This window comes from Natrinema zhouii (genome assembly GCF_013456555.2).
GTDB classification, from domain to species: Archaea; Halobacteriota; Halobacteria; order Halobacteriales; family Natrialbaceae; genus Natrinema; species Natrinema zhouii.
The window spans coordinates 1,438,260-1,456,611 of the sequence record NZ_CP059154.1; the positions used below are offsets into that span (position 1 = coordinate 1,438,260).

16 protein-coding genes are annotated in these 18,352 nt (G+C 64.4%); 10 read left to right on the plus strand and 6 right to left on the minus strand.

The window, feature by feature from the left end:
• Nucleotides 1–155: 155 nt before the first annotated feature.
• From HYG81_RS25795 to HYG81_RS25805, 3 genes are all read right to left on the minus strand, one after another.
• Nucleotides 156–1,436, minus strand: a complete 1,281-nt coding sequence (locus HYG81_RS25795) for an amidohydrolase (protein ID WP_180842510.1) — start codon at nt 1,434–1,436, stop codon at nt 156–158.
• A 161-nt stretch (nt 1,437–1,597) separates the two neighbouring features.
• Entirely contained in the window at nt 1,598–1,987 is a 390-nt protein-coding gene (locus HYG81_RS25800) for a Rid family detoxifying hydrolase (protein WP_180842511.1), read from the minus strand.
• 45 nt (nt 1,988–2,032) lie between these two features.
• A complete protein-coding gene (locus HYG81_RS25805; RefSeq protein ID WP_180842512.1) occupies nt 2,033–3,415 on the minus strand; it encodes an aspartate aminotransferase family protein in 1,383 nt (460 codons plus the stop codon).
• A gap of 694 nt (nt 3,416–4,109) precedes the next feature.
• On the opposite strand from HYG81_RS25805, the gene HYG81_RS25810 reads away from it, so the two are divergent.
• From HYG81_RS25810 to argS, 8 genes are all read left to right on the plus strand, one after another.
• The gene (locus HYG81_RS25810) at nt 4,110–4,373 is read left to right on the plus strand and encodes a hypothetical protein (protein ID WP_180842513.1); all 264 of its coding nucleotides are present in this window, start codon (nt 4,110–4,112) and stop codon (nt 4,371–4,373) included.
• Entirely contained in the window at nt 4,370–6,667 is a 2,298-nt protein-coding gene (locus tag HYG81_RS25815; RefSeq protein WP_180842514.1) for an amino acid permease, read from the plus strand. Before HYG81_RS25810 ends, HYG81_RS25815 begins: the two co-directional genes overlap by 4 nt.
• 89 nt (nt 6,668–6,756) lie before the next feature.
• On the plus strand, nt 6,757–7,593 hold the full coding sequence (locus HYG81_RS25820; protein ID WP_180842515.1) for a proline dehydrogenase family protein: 837 nt from the start codon (nt 6,757–6,759) through the stop codon (nt 7,591–7,593).
• Nucleotides 7,594–7,720: 127 nt separating this feature from the next.
• Nucleotides 7,721–8,680: a succinylglutamate desuccinylase/aspartoacylase family protein gene (locus HYG81_RS25825; protein WP_180842516.1), complete on the plus strand. Its 960-nt coding sequence runs from the start codon at nt 7,721–7,723 to the stop codon at nt 8,678–8,680.
• A gap of 2 nt (nt 8,681–8,682) precedes the next feature.
• The gene (locus tag HYG81_RS25830; RefSeq protein WP_180842517.1) at nt 8,683–9,843 is read left to right on the plus strand and encodes a threonine synthase; all 1,161 of its coding nucleotides are present in this window, start codon (nt 8,683–8,685) and stop codon (nt 9,841–9,843) included.
• Between the two features lie 25 nt (nt 9,844–9,868).
• The gene (locus tag HYG81_RS25835) at nt 9,869–10,405 is read left to right on the plus strand and encodes an NUDIX domain-containing protein (RefSeq protein WP_180842518.1); all 537 of its coding nucleotides are present in this window, start codon (nt 9,869–9,871) and stop codon (nt 10,403–10,405) included.
• An 89-nt stretch (nt 10,406–10,494) separates the two neighbouring features.
• Nucleotides 10,495–11,172 carry a uridine kinase gene (udk, locus tag HYG81_RS25840; RefSeq protein ID WP_180842519.1) on the plus strand — a complete coding sequence of 226 codons (678 nt, stop codon included), beginning with the start codon at nt 10,495–10,497 and terminating at the stop codon, nt 11,170–11,172.
• 86 nt (nt 11,173–11,258) lie between these two features.
• Nucleotides 11,259–13,037, plus strand: coding sequence for an arginine--tRNA ligase (gene argS / locus HYG81_RS25845; protein WP_180842520.1), 1,779 nt, complete (start codon nt 11,259–11,261; stop codon nt 13,035–13,037).
• A 67-nt stretch (nt 13,038–13,104) separates the two neighbouring features.
• Here argS and HYG81_RS25850 read toward each other — a convergent pair whose 3' ends face one another.
• Nucleotides 13,105–13,632 carry a DUF8159 domain-containing protein gene (locus HYG81_RS25850; RefSeq protein ID WP_180842521.1) on the minus strand — a complete coding sequence of 176 codons (528 nt, stop codon included), beginning with the start codon at nt 13,630–13,632 and terminating at the stop codon, nt 13,105–13,107.
• A 353-nt stretch (nt 13,633–13,985) separates the two neighbouring features.
• Nucleotides 13,986–14,891 (minus strand): cell division ATPase MinD, encoded by a 906-nt coding sequence (minD, locus tag HYG81_RS25855; RefSeq protein ID WP_180842522.1) that lies wholly within the window; start codon nt 14,889–14,891, stop codon nt 13,986–13,988.
• A 248-nt stretch (nt 14,892–15,139) separates the two neighbouring features.
• On the opposite strand from minD, the gene prf1 reads away from it, so the two are divergent.
• On the plus strand, nt 15,140–16,399 hold the full coding sequence (prf1, locus tag HYG81_RS25860; RefSeq protein WP_180842523.1) for a peptide chain release factor aRF-1: 1,260 nt from the start codon (nt 15,140–15,142) through the stop codon (nt 16,397–16,399).
• Between the two features lie 226 nt (nt 16,400–16,625).
• Complete coding sequence (locus tag HYG81_RS25865; RefSeq protein ID WP_180842524.1) at nt 16,626–17,072, plus strand: universal stress protein; 447 nt, start codon at nt 16,626–16,628, stop codon at nt 17,070–17,072.
• A gap of 66 nt (nt 17,073–17,138) precedes the next feature.
• Here the strand turns inward: HYG81_RS25865 and HYG81_RS25870 are convergent, their stop codons facing one another.
• Nucleotides 17,139–17,840: an SOS response-associated peptidase gene (locus HYG81_RS25870; RefSeq protein WP_180842525.1), complete on the minus strand. Its 702-nt coding sequence runs from the start codon at nt 17,838–17,840 to the stop codon at nt 17,139–17,141.
• Between the last annotated feature and the right edge of the window lie 512 nt (nt 17,841–18,352).

Consider the following 18,352-nt stretch of genomic DNA (forward strand, 5'->3'; position numbering starts at 1 on the left):
GAACAGAAGCAGTCTCTCGAATACCAGTCGGCATCACGGCTCGCCGAACAGCTCTCGGTGAATCGCACACAGACACACGGTTACGACTGACGAGAGAGACCGGAACCATCGACAGTAGAGATCGAAATACCGCGACAGGGATCGAACCCCACTCCTTACGGCCGGCGGCGGGACAGTTCGGTAACCGTCTCGGTGAGCAGCGAGACCCCGATCTCGAGGCTCTCCTCGTCGATGTCGAACGTGGGCGTGTGGTGGCTCGTCGGGTGGTCGGTGCCGACGAGGACGTACGACGCGAGGCCGCCGCCGTCCTGAACGCGTTGCATCAGATAGGTCACGTCCTCGCTCACGCCGAACTCCTCGCTCGGAATCACTCGATCGACGCCCTCGACCTCCCACGCGACGTTCCCCACGAGATCGCGCAGCGCGGGATGGCTGTCGACACGGGGCGACTCGCTGATCATCCGCGGGGTGACGTCGCAGTCGTGCATCTCCGCGGCGGCGTACAGCACCCGCTCGAGTTCTGTTCGAATGTACTCCATCAGCGCGGTCGTCTCGCCGCGGACTTCGGCCTCGATCGTGACCTCTTCGGCGATGACGTTGCTCGCGGTCCCGCCCTCGATCCGGCCGACGTTCACCCGGGTCAGCCCGTCGCTGTGCCGCGGGATGCCGTAGGCGTTCTGAATCGCGCTCGCCGCCGCCTGCATGGCGTTGGCACCCTCGTTCGGTGCCTTGCCCGCGTGGGCGCTCGCCCCCTCGAACGTGGCTGTCAGGTGGGCCATCGCCAGCGGTTTCTCGATCCCGGCGACGATCTCGCCGGTCGGGTGGTCGAGGCCGATGTGGAGCGCGAGCAGGTAGTCGACGTCCTCGAGGTAGCCGCTCTCGGCCATCGCCTTCCCGCCGCCGGAGATCTCCTCGGCGGGCTGGAAGAACACCGTCAGCGTCCCCTCGAAATCGCTCTCTTTGACCGCCTCGAGCGTGCCGAGCGCCATCGCGAGGTGGGCGTCGTGCCCGCAGGCGTGCATGTAGCCGTCGTGTTCGGACCGGAACCCCTCGGCGGCCGGCCGGTGATCGCTCGCGTCCGACTCCCGCATCGAGATCGCGTCGAGATCGACGCGCAACCCGATTCGGGGACCCGCTCCCTGCTCGAGGGTCGCGATCACGCCCGTGTGGCCGTCTGCGGTGCGCTCGAGGATGTCCGACCGAACGCCCGCTTCGCGAGCGCGATTCAGCCACGGCTCGAGCTCCGCCGACGGGGGCACGGCCATGCGCTCGTCGGTCGCGAGCGCCTCGCGGCCGACGGCGATCTCGTCGACGCCGATCCGCTCGAGTTCCTCGACGACTCGCGCGGTCGTCCGGAACTCGCGCCAACCCGGTTCGGGATACCGATGAAACTCCCGCCGGAGATCGCTCAGTCTGTTTCGCGCGTCATAGGACATTCTTGCCGGTTCTACGCATGGGAGATACTTAATCGTAGCCGATAATCGGATCCCGGTCACGCGCGAGAGAGACGGAGAGTCACAGATCGAAGGCAGTTCGTCTGATTTCCCGCTCGCTCTCTCGTCGACGGTGAGCCCCGGCTGACGGCCGCTGAACGTGACTAGCCCAGGTACGCCGTCGCGTCCAGTTCGACGCGGACGTCTTCTGGCAGCCGCGAGACCTCGACGCAGACTCGAGCTGGCGGCTCCTCGCCGAATCGCCTCCCGTAGGCCTCGTTGACGCGCTCGTAGTCCGCGAGATCGGTCAGGTAGACGGTGACTTTGACGACGTCCTCGAGTCCGTCGCCGCCGGCTTCGTCGACGACGGCGGCGATGTTATCGAGTACCCGGTCGGTCTGGGCCTCGATATCGCCGTCGACGACGTCGCCCGTGTCGGGGTCGACGGGGCCGTAGCCGGACACGTAGAGCGTGTCGTCGGCGCGGACCCCCTGCGAGTAGGGATTGTCGTTACTCGGTGCGTCGTCGGTTTCGATGGGATCGATGTCGGACATAGAATCGGTGTCGGACGTGGTGTGATTGGTCTCGTCGCTCGAGTCTCAGGCGGTCTGTGTCGCTTCGGCAGTCACTTCGTCGATCGCCTCGACGACGACGTCGAGCGCCGTCTCGGCCAGGTCGTGCGTGAGCACCAGCGGCGGCAGGAATCGCAGGACGTTACCGTGGCGACCGGCCGTCCAGATCAGGACGCCGCGCTCGAAGCAGTACTGCTGGATCGCGTCGACGAGATCCCCGTCCGGGTTGCCGTCGCTATCGACGAACTCCGCGCCGATGAACAGCCCCTTGCCGCGGATGTCGGCGAGGTGCTCGTTGCCGTTGGCAGCCTCGCGGAGCCGGCCCTGAATGTACCCGCCGAGGTCGCGAGCGTGCGCGAGGAGGTCGTGTTCCTGAATGTATTCGATCGCGCGGGTACCGGCCCGCATGCCGACGACGTGACCCCGGTAGGTGCCTGCGTGGTCGCCCGGCCCCCACGTGTCCAGCTCCTCGTGGTAGATGGTCGCCGAGAGCGGAAAGCCCACGCCGCCCAGCGCTTTCGCGGAGGTCATCACGTCGGGAGTGACGCCGTCCCAGTCGCTGGCCCACCACTGGCCGGTGCGGCCCATGCCGCTCTGAATCTCGTCGAAGACGAGAACGACGTCGTTGTCGTCGGCGATATCGCGCAGTCCCTGCAGGAAGCCTTCCGGCGGCGTGACGATGCCGCCCTCGCCCTGGATCGGTTCGACGATCATGCCGGCCGGATTGGCCAGCCCGCCGTAGGGGTCCTCGACGATGGCCCGGACCTCCTCGAGCGCGTGATCGACCGCTTCCTCGGGGGTCTTGTCCTGTCGGAACGGGTGCGGATACGGCGCGTGGACGACGTCGGAGAGCAGCGGCGTGTAGTGGCCCTTGAACTTCTTGTTCGACGTGACGCTCATCGCGCCGGTCGTCGCGCCGTGGTAGGCACCGCGGAACGCGATGAGGCCGTCGCCGCCGGTGTTGTACTTGGCGAGTTTGATCGACGCCTCGATGGCGTCGCTACCGGTCGGGCCGCCGAAGACGACTTTGTTCTGGCCCTGCAGGCCTTCGGGAACGATTTCGTCGAGTTTCTCGATGAGCTCGAGTCGCGCCTCGGTCGGGAAGTCGACCGTGTGAACGAACTTGTCGGCCTGTTCGTGGACCGCCTCGAGCACGTAGGGGTTCGAGTGGCCGACGTTGAGCACGCCGATGCCCGCGAAGAGGTCGATATAGGTGTTGCCGTCCGCGTCGCGGACCGTCGCGCCCTTGCCGTCCTCGAAGGCGATCGGGATGTCGTCCGGATAGGCGACCGCGCTACTGTCGATTTCGCGCTGTTTCTCGAGCAGCGCCCGGGTGTTCGGGCCGGGAACGGAGTCGACGTCTGGTGCGTCCTCGAAGTGGAGTTCGTCTATCGGCGGTCCTGCCGTCATACGTAGTGGCAGGTGAAACAATTATAAATAACTTGTCCACAGTATCCATGAAGGCAGTATACAGTTATTGACTACAGTCGACGTATCGAACCCCGAAACGGGGGTCCGATACCGGAAAGCCGTATACGAATTCACAGGGACGGCATCCAGCGTTAGAAGTTACTTTTAATCAGAGTTCTGAATTAATAGTTGTAAAATATAACTAAACTACTCCCCATCCAAGTTAGCTATTACATATGATTGATACAAGACGGTCAAACCTAAAACGACTGCCAACAATAAGACGAGTGGAAAGGGAGAGTCAAAACCTAATTTCTGGTATACATGGGCCAATTCACCTGCGAGTATGAAGGAAACCATCATCACGATTACTACGAGGACCAAAAGCCACTTTCTACTCATATATTGAACCACTCTTCACATGCAATAAATATTTCTTCTAGTGGTACCCACGAAAAGCGGGTACCACCTGCCGTAGGTAGCGGATAACGGTCGCTTGTGGTATTTGAATCGCCGAGGAGTACTGCTATCGGCAGCAGGACCCATCTCGAGCGAGGCAGACACCGGTTTTAACACCGGATCCGAATAGTGGATGCCGCCGGTGCTTTGTAATCAATAAGATACCGTCAGGAAACTAGGAATCAAGTAATGTAATCAGGGAGTTTATCACTCTCTCCTTCACAAATCCGTATCAATGAACGCCCGAAATCGTGCGCGCGGTCCGCCGGAGGGATCGGTAGCGAACGCGGCCAGCCGGGGGAATCGGCGGTCGAGACGGCGTGAGAGTGGTGGTGAGTTTTGGTTCGATGCGTTCTTCGAGACGGCGCTGCTTCGCGTCGCCGACGGAATCGGGGCCACGGAAGACGCGTTCGCCCCCCGGACCGCCGACCCGGTGATCGACTCCGGCTCCGGATCGGGAACGCGCGTAAGCGGGGATGACGGGGTTGCAATCTCATGAGCGCCGACGAAGAACTCGCGAAGGACCTCGGGCTGCTCTCCGCGATCGCGATCGGCATCGGCACGATGATCGGGGCCGGCATCTTCGTGCTACCGGGTACCGCCGTCGCTCGAACAGGCCCGCTCGCGGCGCTCACCTTCGTTATCGGCGGTGTTACCGCGCTGTTTACGGCGCTCTCGGCCTCGGAACTCGGAACGGCGATGCCCAAATCCGGCGGTGCCTACTTCTACATTAATCGTGCGCTCGGCCCGCTGTTCGGATCGATCAGTGGGTGGGCCAACTGGCTAGGCTTGGCCTTCGCATCCGCGTTCTACATGTATGGGTTCGGCGAGTACGTCAACCAGCTCGTGGGCGCGCCGGCACTCGCGCTCGGCCCGATGACGATATCAGCGGCCCAGGCAATCGGGCTCGTCGGTGCGGCACTCTTTATCGCCATCAACTACATGGGTGCCAAGGAGACCGGCGGGCTCCAGATCGGCATCGTGCTCACGCTGCTCGCCATTCTCGGCGTCTTCACCATCGTCGGCCTCCTGAACGCCGATCTCGACTCGCTGCGACCGCTCGCGCCGGCGGGGACGACGGGCGAGGTGCTCCCGGTAACCGCCATCGTCTTCGTCTCCTATCTCGGCTTCGTTCAGATCACGTCCGTCGCCGAGGAGATCAAGAACCCCGGCCGGAACCTCCCGCTGGCGGTCATCGGATCGGTCGTCATCGTCACGGTCGTCTACGCGCTGTTCCTCCTCGTGTTACTGGCGGCGGTTCCCAATGAGCTCGTCGCGAACAACGACACGGCCGTCGTCGAAGCGGCCGAACTACTGTTCGGTCAGTACAGCGTCTTCGGGTTCAGTCTCGGCGCGCTCGGCTGGGGGCTGTTGCTGCTCGGTGGGCTGCTCGCGACGGCCTCGAGCGCGAACGCGTCGATCCTCTCGTCGTCGCGGATCAATTTCGCGATGGGGCGAGAGCGGATTATCTCGCCGTCGGTCAACGAGATCCACTCGCGCTTTGGCACGCCGTACAAGTCGATCCTGATCACCGGCGCGCTCATCATCGGCTTCCTCCTCTTCGGCAACCTCGAGATCCTGTCGACGGCCGGATCCGTGCTCCACCTGATCGTCTACGGCCTGTTGAACATCGCGCTGATCGTCATGCGGGAGGCCGAACCCGCCGACTACGATCCCGACTTCGAGGTCCCGCTATACCCCTTCGTTCCGATCATCGGGACGATCTCGTCGTTCGCGCTGATCGCGTACATCGAGCCGTTCGTCATTCTGCTCTCGGCGGCGCTCGTCGTCTTTGCGGGAGTGTGGTACCTATTGTACGCCCGCCAGCGCGTCGAGAGCGCCGGCGTCTTCGCCGGCTGGATCCTCGACCGGTCCGAGGAGATGCCCGACGCAGCGGTGGCAGCCGCCGACTCGGTCCGTCCCGACGCCGCCAAGGCCGCCACGGGCACGAACGGCGGCGACTTCCGCGTGATGGTGCCGCTGTCGAACCCCCGAACCGAGAAGGAGCTCATCACGCTCGCCGGCGCCATCGCGAAGCAACGCGACGGCACGGTCCACGCGGTTCACATCGTCCAAGTGCCCGACCAGACGCCGCTCGAGCACGCCGAGGGAAGCGGGCAGATCGACGCCGAGTCACAGAAGCTCCTCGAGAAAGCGCGGGCCGACGTCGAGACGTTCGGCGTCCCGGTCGAGACGCATACGGTGCTCTCTCACCGCTCGTTCGAGGAGGTGTTCGACGCCGCCCGCACCTTCGACGCCGATCAGGTCGTCATGGGCTGGGGGCCGACCTCCCACGGTCGCGCCGAGTCGCGAATCGACGAACTGACCCACGACCTCCCCTGTGACTTCCTGATGCTGAAAGGGCGAGAGTTCGATCCCTCTCGGATCCTGCTGCCGACGGCCGGCGGTCCGGACTCGGTGCTGGGCGCGGACGTCGTCCGGCTGCTCCGCGACGAGTTCGACTCCAGCGTCACGCTCTTGCACGCCCTCTCCGGGGACGAATCCCGCGCGGAGGCCGAGCAGTTCCTCGAGGAGTGGGCCGACGAGAACGGACTGGGTGACGCCGAACTGATCGTCGACGATCGGGACGTCGATACCGCGATCGGCGACGCGGCCACGGACGCGACCCTGCTGGTCATCGGTGCGACCGAGCGCGGGCTGCTCTCGAGAGTCGTCCGCGGCTCGCTGGTACTGGACGTCCTCGACGACGTCGAGTGTTCGGTGTTGCTCGCCGAGACGGCGCACGAGCGAACCCTCCGCGAACGACTGTTCGGGCTCGAGAAAGAGGAGTAGCCCGCTCCCCGCGCGACTCAGTCGTCGGAACCGGTCGCCACTCGAGAAACGGAGGAACACCCTTAGGCGTCGCCCCCAGACTATCTGATATGATCCCACCCATCGCGAACCGGTTCGTCGCGGGGGAGTCTCCTGCGGAAGCGCTCGAGCACGTCCGTCAACTGAACGATCACGACGTGAAGGCCATCGTCAACCTGCTGGGCGAACACTACGACGAGTACGACCCCGTCGAGGCCGACGCCGCCGAGTACCGCCGGCTCGTCGCCGACATCGCCGACTCGAGGCTCGAGGCCTGCATCTCCGTCAAACCCTCGCAACTGGGGCTGGATATCGGCGAGGACGTGTTCCGATCGGAGCTGGACGAGATCGTCGACGCCGCCGCCGATCATGGCGTCTTCGTCTGGATCGACATGGAAGACCACACGACGACCGACGCCACCCTGGACGCGTTCGAAGCGGTCGTTCGCGAGCGGGGAGGGGGCGTCGGCATCTGTGTGCAGGCCAACCTCCGACGGACTCGAGCGGACGTGCGACGGCTCGCCGACGTGCCGGGAAAGGTCAGGTTCGTCAAGGGCGCCTACGATCCGCCGGCCGACGTCGCGTACACGGACGGGGAGCGGGTTGATCAGGAGTACAGGGCCCTGCTCGAGTACGCGTTCGAACACTACGACGGCGGAATCGCGGTGGGAAGTCACGATCCGGCGATGCTCGAGTACGCGACGGCGCTCCACGACCGCTACGGCACCGCGTTCGAGGTCCAGATGCTCATGGGCGTGCGCGAGGACGTCCAGTACGAGTTAGCCGAGGAGTACGAGGTCTGGCAGTACGTTCCATACGGCGATCGGTGGCTATCCTACTTTTACCGCCGAGTCATGGAACGGCGGGAAAACCTCCGGTTCGCGCTTCGGGCCGTCCTCACCGGCTGATCGATAGTGGGTCCGCGTTCGTCCCGAAAAACGGATCGATCCACCGTCCTCCCGCCCTCGAAGCGGGTGCCCGCTGATCGATACCAAAGGATAGTCTAAAGGCAAACGGCTCCATCGTGATGGACATATGACGACGACGCTCGGAACGGCGAGCGCGGGGCCCGGTGAGATGGATACGGGCCGTCTCGAGGTCGGCGAGACACGAGACGGAAGCCCGTTCGGACTCCCGGTCGCCGTGATCAACGGCGCAGCTTCCGGAGACACCCTCTACATGCAGGCTGCCAGTGACGGCGACGAGCTCAACGGCGTCGGCGTTATCCAGCGCGTCGTGCCCCAACTCGATCCCGCCACCATTTCGGGAACGATTCTGATCGTCGGGATCGTCAACTATCACGCGTTTCAGGTCGCCGAACACCGCAACCCGATCGACGACACGAAGATGAACCGAGCGTACCCGGGGAACGAGAACGGCACCTCGAGCGAGCGGATCGCGGCCGCGACGTTCGACGTCGCGACCCGGGCAGACATCATCCTCGACCTCCATCAGGGCTCGACTAGTCGGATGCTCGACGAGGTCAGGGTGCGATGCGGAACGCGCCATCGCCTCTACGACGAGTGTCTCGAACTCGCGAAGGTCTTCGGCTGCGGCTACATCCTCGACCAGAAGGGACCGGACGGCCAGTTGGCTCGCGCCGCACCGAACGAGGGAATCCCGACCGTCGACCCCGAACTCGGCGGTGCCGTCGGCTGGGACCGGGAGAGCATCCGGAAGGGTGTCGACGGCGTCTTCAACGTCCTCCGGTACTACGGCTTCCTCGAGAGCGATGCGGAGCTAACACGGCAGACTCGGGCCAGTGGCTTCGAGCAGTACGGCGCTCCCAGTGGCGGCCTCGTCGACCTCCAGAAGGAACTGGGCAACCGGGTCGCGAGCGGCGAGACGCTGTTCGAGGTGACGACCCCGTTCGGCGAGCCGAAGTCGACCGTCACCGCCAACAGCAACGGGATCCTCTGGCGGATCCGTCGACTTCCACAGGTCGCGACCGGCGAATACGTCTGCTCGGTCGGAACCGATATCGACTCTTACTAACAATGCCCGCAAATCTCACGTGTCCCGACTGTGGTACCGTTTACGAGGCCGGTCCGGACGAACCGTGGCGCTGTGCCTGCGGTCGCGGCCTGGAGTTTACCGAACGACCCCACCCGCAGGGCGATCCGCTCCCGCTCCACAGTTTGGACACGAGCGAGGGGCTGTGGACGTTCTTCGAGTTCATTCCGATCGAACAGCACGTCACGTTCTACGAGGGGTTTACGCCAATTGTCGACGCCCCCGAGTGGGACGCCCAGTTCAAACTCGAGTACGTGTTTCCGACGGGGTCGTTCAAGGACCGCGGCGCGACGACGACCCTCTCGCGGGCCGTCGAACTCGGCGTCGAGAAGGTCATCGATGACTCCTCCGGAAACGCGGGTGCATCGATCGCGACCTACGCTGCTCGAGCCGGGCTCGAGGCGGACATCTTCGTCCCGGCGGACGTCAAGCAGTCGAAGCTGATGGCGATCCAGCGGGCCGACGCTCGTCCCGTTCGAATCGAGGGGACGCGCGAAGACGTCACGGCGGCCTGTCTCCGGGCCGTCGAAGGCAACGCGGGCGGAGACGACGGGGCGGGAACCGACGGAAGCAGTGCACCGAGACAGACGGGCGAGGGCTGGTACGCCAGTCACGCCTGGAATCCCGCCTTCTACGCTGGGACGATGACGTTCGCGTTCGAGGTGGCCGCCCAGCAGGGGTGGACCGTCCCCGACGCCGTCGTCCTCCCGATCGGCCACGGCACGCTCTTCCTCGGCGCGTACCGGGGCTTCTCGCTGTTGAACGAGGCCGGCATCGTCGACGGAATGCCCCGCCTACTCGGTGCGCAGGCGGCCGGCTGTGCGCCCATCGTCGCGGCACTCGGCGGTGATACCGTCGACGCGGACGATGCGGGAACGGATATCGCCGACGGGATTCGGATCACCGAACCGGCCCGCGGCACCGAGATCCTCGAGGCGATCGAGGAGACCGACGGCGACGCGATCGCGGTCGGTGGGGACCCGATCGAGACCGCACTGGATCGACTCCACCGCAACGGGTTCTACGTCGAGCCGACCTGTGCGGTCGCGCCGACGGCCCTCGAACAGTACCGCGAGGCCGGCGTCCTCGACGACGACGCGGACGTCGTCGTCCCACTGACAGGAAGCGGATTGAAAACACTATGAACCGCCGGTTCTGACGGTCCGATAGATGGTCAGTCGACCGCCGACGTTCTGCCCCGATTGCGGCACCCGCCTCGAGTCGTTCACGTTCGAGAACCGCGAGCGCAAGCGCTGTCCCGCCTGCGAACGGATCGCCTGGCACAACCCGGTTCCCTGTGCCGGCGTCGCAGTAGTCGACCGATCCGGCACGGAGTCCGCCGTCCTCTGCGTCGAGCGCGGCGTCCCGCCGGGCGTCGGCGAGTGGACGATCCCGGGAGGACACATGGAGATCGGCGAGGAGCCCCCCGAAGCGGCCGCTCGCGAACTCGAAGAAGAGACCGGTATCAGCGTCGATCCCGCCGACCTCGAGGTTCTGAGCGCATCGACGATGCCGCCCCGAGAGGGGAAACACGTCGTCACGGTCCACTACGTGGCCGATCTGGCCGACGCCGAGGGGGAGCCGGTGGCCGGGAGCGATGCCACGGCCGCCCGGTTCTGGACGCCGGCGGCGTTCGATGCGTCCGGAGAGACCTTTCGACCGGTCCACGAACAGCGGTTCCGCGAGGCCGCCGCGTTACCCGAGTGAGCGATGTCACTCGAGGAGTGGACCGATCCGTTGGATCGAGACGGCGCGGGATCAGGGGATTCATTAGCGACCCGACCCAGATTCGGACGATGAGCACACCGTCGTTCGCCATCGGAATCGCCGGCGGCACGGGAGCCGGGAAAACGACGGTCGCACGCACGGTCGCGGAGACCGTCGGTGAGGCGGTCACGCGGATCCCGATCGACAACTACTACCAGGACCTCTCTCACCTCGCGTTCGAGGAACGCCAGGCGGTCAACTACGATCACCCGTCCGCGTTCGAGTGGGAACTGCTCCGGGAGCAACTCGAGACCCTACTCTCAGGTCGGCCGATCGAGATGCCCCAGTACGACTTCGAGGTGCACAACCGCACGGACGAATGCGTCACCGTCGAGCCCTCCGATATACTCGTCCTCGAGGGAATTCTCGCCTTACACGACGAGGAGATCCGCGAGCTACTCGATCTCCGGGTGTACGTGATGACCGACGCGGACGTCCGCATTCTGCGCCGGATCGAACGCGACGTCATCGAGCGCGGGCGCGACCTCGAGGGCGTCATCGACCAGTACCTCGAGACGGTCAAACCGATGCACGAGCGGTTCGTCGCGCCGACGAAGAAGCAGGCCGACGTGATCATTCCCGAGGGCGCAAACCGGATGGCGATCGACCTCCTGATCGACAAGGTTCAGGCAGAACTCCCGGACGGCTCGAACCGTCTCGACCCCGTCGACCGCAAGCTGTCGTTCAACGATCGAACGGTAGACTGACCGTTCCGTTTCGGTTCGACGCTGCGCGACGGCGCGCCGAGACGAAACCCGACATTCCTTTACTTGAGCCCTGAATACGGGCGGGTATGTTCCTCTCCCTACGCGCGGAGGTCGAGGACGCCCTCGAGGGGGCGCTCTCCGAACTCGGCTTTCCGACGGACGATCTCGGCATCGAAGAACCGCCGGACGACGTCGAGAGCGTCCTCGCCTCGAGCGTGGCGTTCCGACTGGCCGGCGAAGCGGGTGCGCCCCCGCCGCAGGTCGCCGGGCAGGTCGCCGACGAGATCGACGCCGACGAACTGACCTACGTTTCGGACGTGCAGACGCAGGGCCCCTACCTCAACTTCCTGCCCAGCGACGCCTACCTCGCGGCGACGCTCGAGGCGGCGACCGACGATACCTACGGTAGCCTCGCCGACCGCGAGGAGTCAGTCGTCGTCGAGCACACGAGCGCGAACCCGACGGGACCGGTCCACGTCGGCCGCGCCCGGAACCCGATCATCGGCGACGCCGTCGCCAACCTGCTCGATTACGCCGGCTACGACGTGGACCGCCACTACTACGTCAACGACGCCGGTCGACAAATGGCCGTCTTCACCTGGGCCTACGAGACGTTCGACGAGGACGACCTCGAGGACGAGCCTGAGCGCGACCGCATCGAGTACGATCTGGTGCGCTACTACCGGAAGGGCAACGCCTTCCTCGAGAACGCGCCCGACGAAGCGGTCGAGGCCGCCGAAGCAGAGATCGAATCGATCATGCAGGGCCTCGAGGCGGGCGACGACGAGGCCTACGAACGGGTCAGCGAGGTCGTCGATCAGGTCCTCGGCGGCATGACGGAGTGTCTCGCGCGCCTGCCCGCCGAGTTCGACGAGTTCGTCAAGGAGACGCGGTTCATGCGCAACGGCGCGACCGACGACCTCGTTGCTCGGCTCAAAGAACTCGACGAATCGGTCTACGAGGAAGACGCCTGGCAGCTCGAACTTGAGGACCACGGCATCGACAAGAACCTCGTCTTTCTGCGCTCGGACGGCACCTCGCTCTACGCCACCCGCGACCTAGCCCACCATGAGTGGAAGTTCGACGAGTACGACCGCGCGGTGACGGTGCTGGGCGAGGACCACAAGCTACAGGCGAAGCAGGTCCGGACGACCCTCGAGTTGCTCGGTAACGAGACCGACCAGCTTCGGCAGGTGCTCTACTCGTACGTCAACCTCCCCGAGGGGAAGATGAGCACGCGCCGCGGCACGGGCGTCGATCTGGACGACCTGCTCGACGAGGCGATCGACCGCGCCCGCGACGAGGTCGAGGATCGGCTGGACGACCGCATCCGCGACGACGATCTGGACGAGGACGACATCGAACGCATCGCCCATCAGGTCGGGATCGGCGCGGTCCGCTACGATATCGTCTCCAAGCAGCCGACGAAGGCGATCACCTTCGAATGGGACCGCGCGCTGGACTTCGAGGCCCAGTCCGCGCCCTACGTCCAGTACGTCCACGCGCGTTGCTGCGGGATTCTCGAGGAAGCGGGAATCGACCCCGAAACCGGCATGGACGACGTCGAGACCGCCGTCGACGCCGACCTGCTCGAGACCGAGGCCGAACGGGACTTGCTCGAGACGATCGCGCGCTTCCCGGCGGTCGTCGACGAAGCGGCGGACGACCTCGAGCCACATCAGATCGCGACCTACACGCGCGAGTTCGCCGACCGATTCAACGGCTTCTACCGGGAGTGTCCAGTGCTGGCCGACGACGTCGATCCCGAGGTTCGCGAGGCTCGACTCGCGCTGGTCGCGGCCTCGAAACACGCGGTCGCGAACGCCCTCTCAATTCTGGGCGTGGCCGCGCCGCGGTCGATGTAGCTGGTTGACCACACGGCTGTTCACTATTGCGACCGAAAGAACACCGCTTCCGCCACCGAGCGGGCAGTCAATTCGTTTCTTCGGTCGTCTCGAGAACGCGACCGATGAACTCGTCCTCGTCCATCTCGTCGTTGATGTACGCGAGCGCCCACTGGACGTCGACGTAGAACGACATCACCTTCGCGCCGTCGGACTCGAGCACCCAGGTGACGCTCTTGACCGCGGCCACGAACGCCTCGGGGTCGGAGATCGCTGATTCGATATTGCTTGCGAGCGACTCGAGTTCGGCCATCAGCACGTCGGGGTCGGTGGTGGTGGTCGTCGCGACGATATCGACCTTATCACCGTCCTTATTGACGTCTTTGATCGAAATCTTCTCGCTGTCGATCTTCAGCTTGTCATGGTCGAGCCCGGGAATGTCGGGTTTGTCGTCGGTCCCATCAGTTCCATCCGTTCCGTCGTTCCCGTCGTCGGAGAGCGACTCGTCGCCGTCGTCGTTCGAGTTGGATTCATCGCCGGTTTCGTCACTGGAACAACCGGCAAGCACGGTTGCGAGCGCTGCGCCACTGCCAAGGAGGATCTTTCGTCGCTCCATGGGCAAGGCATCGAGAACGGCAGTGATTAGTAATCAGTTCGTTACTATCTCGAGCGCTGAAACGCCGCTGTACCGTCCCGATACCGGTGTAGAGAACACTATAGCGGTATCACGCATCGGTATTGCAGACAGTCCAACTGAGTCAACCGACGCCTAACTCGGACGGAGCGGACCAGTCTGTAGTACGAACGGCCAGTGAAGATATCGAGCGTGACTCCCGAAACGGCTGTTCTCGTTCGCCACAGGCGGTTCAGGTGCCACCTACCGGTGACTGATTCGCTGGGTCTGTCCCGAGAAGGAGTCCACTGAGTGGATTCTGGGGAGAGGGCGCTGAAGCTGGCACCGGTGGCGCGTCAGGTGTCCGATTCGGCTTCCGTAATCGCGCTCGAGACATCGTCGTGCGCCGCTTCGTGCTCGGTTTGTGCCGCTTCGTGATCGGTTTCGTTTTCATCGCCGTCGTCCGCATTCGGCTCGGCCGTCGGTTCTGCGGCATCAGTGGACGCGGTACTGTCTCCACTGGTGTCGTGATCGGGCTCCGGCTCGTCGATCTCGATCCCGGTCAGCTCGGCCGCGAGACGACGGTAGGCGACGGCGGCTGGGCCGTCGGGCTCGAAGACGACCAGCGGTGTCCCGGCGTAGACGCTGTCTCGAGCGGCGGGGTCTTCGGGAATCGTCCCGAGGAGGGGAACCTCGAGGCGGTCGGCGAGCTCGTCGTGGGAGACGTCGCCGTCCGGCCGGGTGCGAGTGAGGACGAGGCCGGCGATCTCGCCGCCCGCGCGGTCGGTCAACTCGATCGTCTTCTTCGAGTCGTGGACGGCTGCGGGCTCGGGCGTTGAGACGAGGACGACGGCGTCGGCCAGTCCCAGCGGGAGGACGGTCTCGTGGCTGATGCCGGCGCCGACGTCGAGGAAGACGTAGTCGAACTCGGACCGGAGTTCGTCGACGGCCTCGCGGAGTCCTTCGGGGGACGTTTCCGCGTAGTCGTCGAGGCTGGTTCCGCTGGGGACGGCGACGATGTTGTCCGCGAGTCGGTAGGTGGCGTCGTCGATCGATGCAGCTCCGGCTAAGACGTCGTGGAGGGTGGTCGAGTCGGGTGTGAGGCTAACGAACCCGGCGAGGTTCGCCATGCCGAGATCGACGTCGACGATAGCGACGCGCTCGCCGGCCTCTGCGAGGGCCGTGCCGAGGTTGACCGTCGTCGTCGTCTTCCCGACGCCGCCCTTCCCGCTCGCGATGGCGTAGACCGTCTCATGAGACATACTCTGATACTGTCCGGACAGTAGAACGGCACCACCTTAAATCGTGACCACGTCACCCTCGTCGTTACAGGCGGAAAACAGGTCGTCGATACCGCCCCAGACGTTCGCTCTGACTCCGTCACCGACACGTGACGGGCCCGCTCTGACCCCGCGCTGGCAGCCGGTGATATCGGCAGTGATCGGCGAACGGTTCCACGTCGGCAGGTGTGTCAAAGGATTCTTACCCACAGCCCCGTTTTATACGGCTAATGAGCCAGGAGGGCGAGCAGGAGCACTCGGACCGGAAAAAGTACGAGTTCCGGAAGGTCATCGAGGACCTCAAGGACTACGACGGCTCCGGAACGCAGCTCGTGACGATCTACATTCCCGACGATAGACAGATCAGTGACGTCGTCCAGCACGTCACGCAAGAACACAGCGAAGCGGCCAACATCAAGTCCAAACAGACCAGAACGGCCGTCCAGGACGCGCTGACGAGTATCAAGGACCGACTCCGCTACTTCGACACCTTTCCACCGGACAACGGCATCGTGCTCTTCTCCGGTGCCGTCGACTCCGGCGGCGGTCGCACCGAAATGGTCACCAAGGTCCTCGAGAGCCCGCCCCAGCCCATCGAGTCCTTCCGCTATCACTGCGACTCGGACTTCCTGACCGAGCCGCTCGAGGAGATGCTCGCCGACAAGGGCCTCTACGGCCTGATCGTCCTCGACCGCCGCGAGGCCAACGTCGGCTGGCTGAAGGGCAAGCGCATCGAACCGGTCAAGTCCGCCTCCTCGCTGGTTCCCGGCAAGCAGCGAAAGGGTGGCCAGTCCGCCCAGCGATTCGCCCGGCTGCGACTCGAGGCCATCGACAACTTCTACCAGGAGGTCGCGGGGATGGCGAACGACCTGTTCGTGCCGCGACGCCACGAACTCGACGGGATTCTCGTCGGCGGGCCCTCGCCGACCAAAGACGAGTTCCTCGACGGCGACTACCTCCACCACGAACTACAGGACACCGTCCTGGGCAAGTTCGACGTGGCCTACACCGACGAATCCGGCCTGAAGGACCTCGTCGACAACGCCGAAGACGCGCTCGCCGACGCCGAGGTGATGAAGGACAAGAAGGTGATGGAGGAGTTCTTCGAGGAACTCAACGCCGGCGACCTCGCGACCTACGGCTTCGAGCCGACCCGCCGGAACCTGATGATGGGGTCGGTCGACCGCCTCCTGATCAGCGAGGACCTTCGAAAGGACGTGATCACCTACGACTGTCCCGACTGCGGCACCACCGAGCGCGAGGTGGTCGACCGCCGGAAGTCGACGCCGACACACACCTGTACCGAGTGTGGCACCGACGTTGAGGCGACCGACGAAGACCGCGAGGACGCCATCGACCACCTCATCGATATCGCCGAACAGCGCGGCACCGAGACCAAGTTCATCTCGACGGACTTCGAGAAGGGCGAACAGCTCCTCAACGCCTTCGGCGGCTTCGCCGGTATTCTGCGGTACTCGACCGGCGTCTAAACGCTGTCCGTCGCTACGGGCCAGCGAACCGGTTTCGGATCCGTATTCCCATCTCTCGTCTGCTCCTCACTTCCTCGAGAGAATCGGGACTTCGCGCTGCCCTCGCTGTAAGCGCCTCTCGAGGCGGGAACGGAGCGTCTGAGACGAAGCGTTCCGAGAGGAGCAGGAGTGGGAGCGGAAGTGGTGCTCCCGCCGGATTTACGTGTCACGTTATACTATATGAGATATGGAACGAGCGCTCGTCGTCGTCGAGCCGACGGAGGAAGCCAAAGAACTCGTCCGTGAAGCCGGATCGCTCGCCAACGGGGTCGACGCATCCGTCGTGCTCATTCACGCGACGACCGATGAGGAATACGCTGCTCGCAAGCAAGCGATGTCATCGATCGCTAGCTCGGGCGGTGAGTACACGGCCGATGATGCCCGCGAAGGGGCGGAACAGTTCGCACGGGACGTCGCAGCGGATGTCCTTTCCGACCTCGAGATTCGGTACGAAGCCGTCGGAGACGTGGGCAAAAAAGGCGACGTCATTCTTCAGGCTGCCGAGGAACACGAGTGCGACCATATCTTCCTGCCGGGCCGGAACCGCTCACCCACGGGAAAAGCCCTGTTCGGAGACACCACGCAAAAGGTGGTGTTGGGTTTCGACGGGCCGGTCACGGTCGTGACGAACTGAGCCGTCGTTGCCGGGAGCCGACGACAGGTATTGCCGTCTGAACGGATCGGTGGCCGAAACGATTTATCACGCCGACTCGAGCGGTTCGACCAGCGACGGCTCGTCCGTCGACGCATCGTTCACCGCCGTTGACACCGGATACGCCCGCATCCCGTCGGCCGGATACGGCTCGAGCAGCGCCTGCGGATCCTCGCCGGACAGCCACCGCTGCTCGGCAGCGGGATCGAGGATCACCGCCATTCGGTGGTGCAGATCCGCGACGAGGTCGTTCGGCTCGGTCGTGACGATCGTGAACGTCTCGAGCGGACCGCCCTCGGTCTCGTCGTCGACCCCGCCACCGAAGGCGTCGAGTCCCGTCTGGGTCGTCTCCGGTTCCCAGCGCTCCCAGAGGCCGGCCATCGCGAACACCCGGTCGTCCGCGAAGCCGATTCGATAGGGCCGTTTTCCCTCGTCCGTCTCGACCCATTCGTAGAAGCCGTCCGCGGGAACGAGACATCTCCGTCGCTCGTATGCCGCCTGAAAACTCGGTTTCTCGTCGACGGATTCCGCCCGCGCGTTGATCAGCCCGCCGCTATCGTCGTCGGCCCACGAGGGCACCAGCCCCCACTCGAGGCGCTGGAACGTCTCCGGCTCCTCGTTCGTAATCACTGGCAGTTCCTGGCCGGGAGCCATGTTGTATCGAGCGGTGAATCCCGAGTCCCGAAACCGGGCGTCGAAGCGCGCCTCAAGGTCGTCCTGCTCGACGACGAGCGTGTAGCGACCGCACATACTCGACCGTCGAGTCGCTGGGCCAAAGAGTTGTCCAGTCACTGTCTCCGTGACAGTTCAGTAGCGATCGGACTCGCCGTTCACTGCCGCTCGACGCCGCGAAATATCAGTCCAGAAGACGCCCGCACACAGTAGTATGAAGCGCTTACCCCGATTTGGGCGGCCGGTACGGGCCCTGTTACGATATCCGATCCCGGTGGAGTCGCCAACGGGGTCATCATGAACGACCAGTACGAAATGGTGGTGTGTCAGAGCGGCAATCTGGAGCTCAGAGATCCGGATGACCCCGACTGCTGGATCGCGACCGATTCGCCGATCGAACTCGAGCGCTAACGCGCTCCTTCCCTGTACCCCTACCCTTCGGAACTCGTCCTCTTTGTCGCTATCCCTGTCGTCGGTGAGTCGCCGGTCTTCCCGAGTCACGAATCCGTTACCCGGTCGCACTGCCGCGCCGCGGCTCCGACCGGCGTTCTTTTGCGGATGCAGCGTCATAGAACCGGCGTATGGCGCTG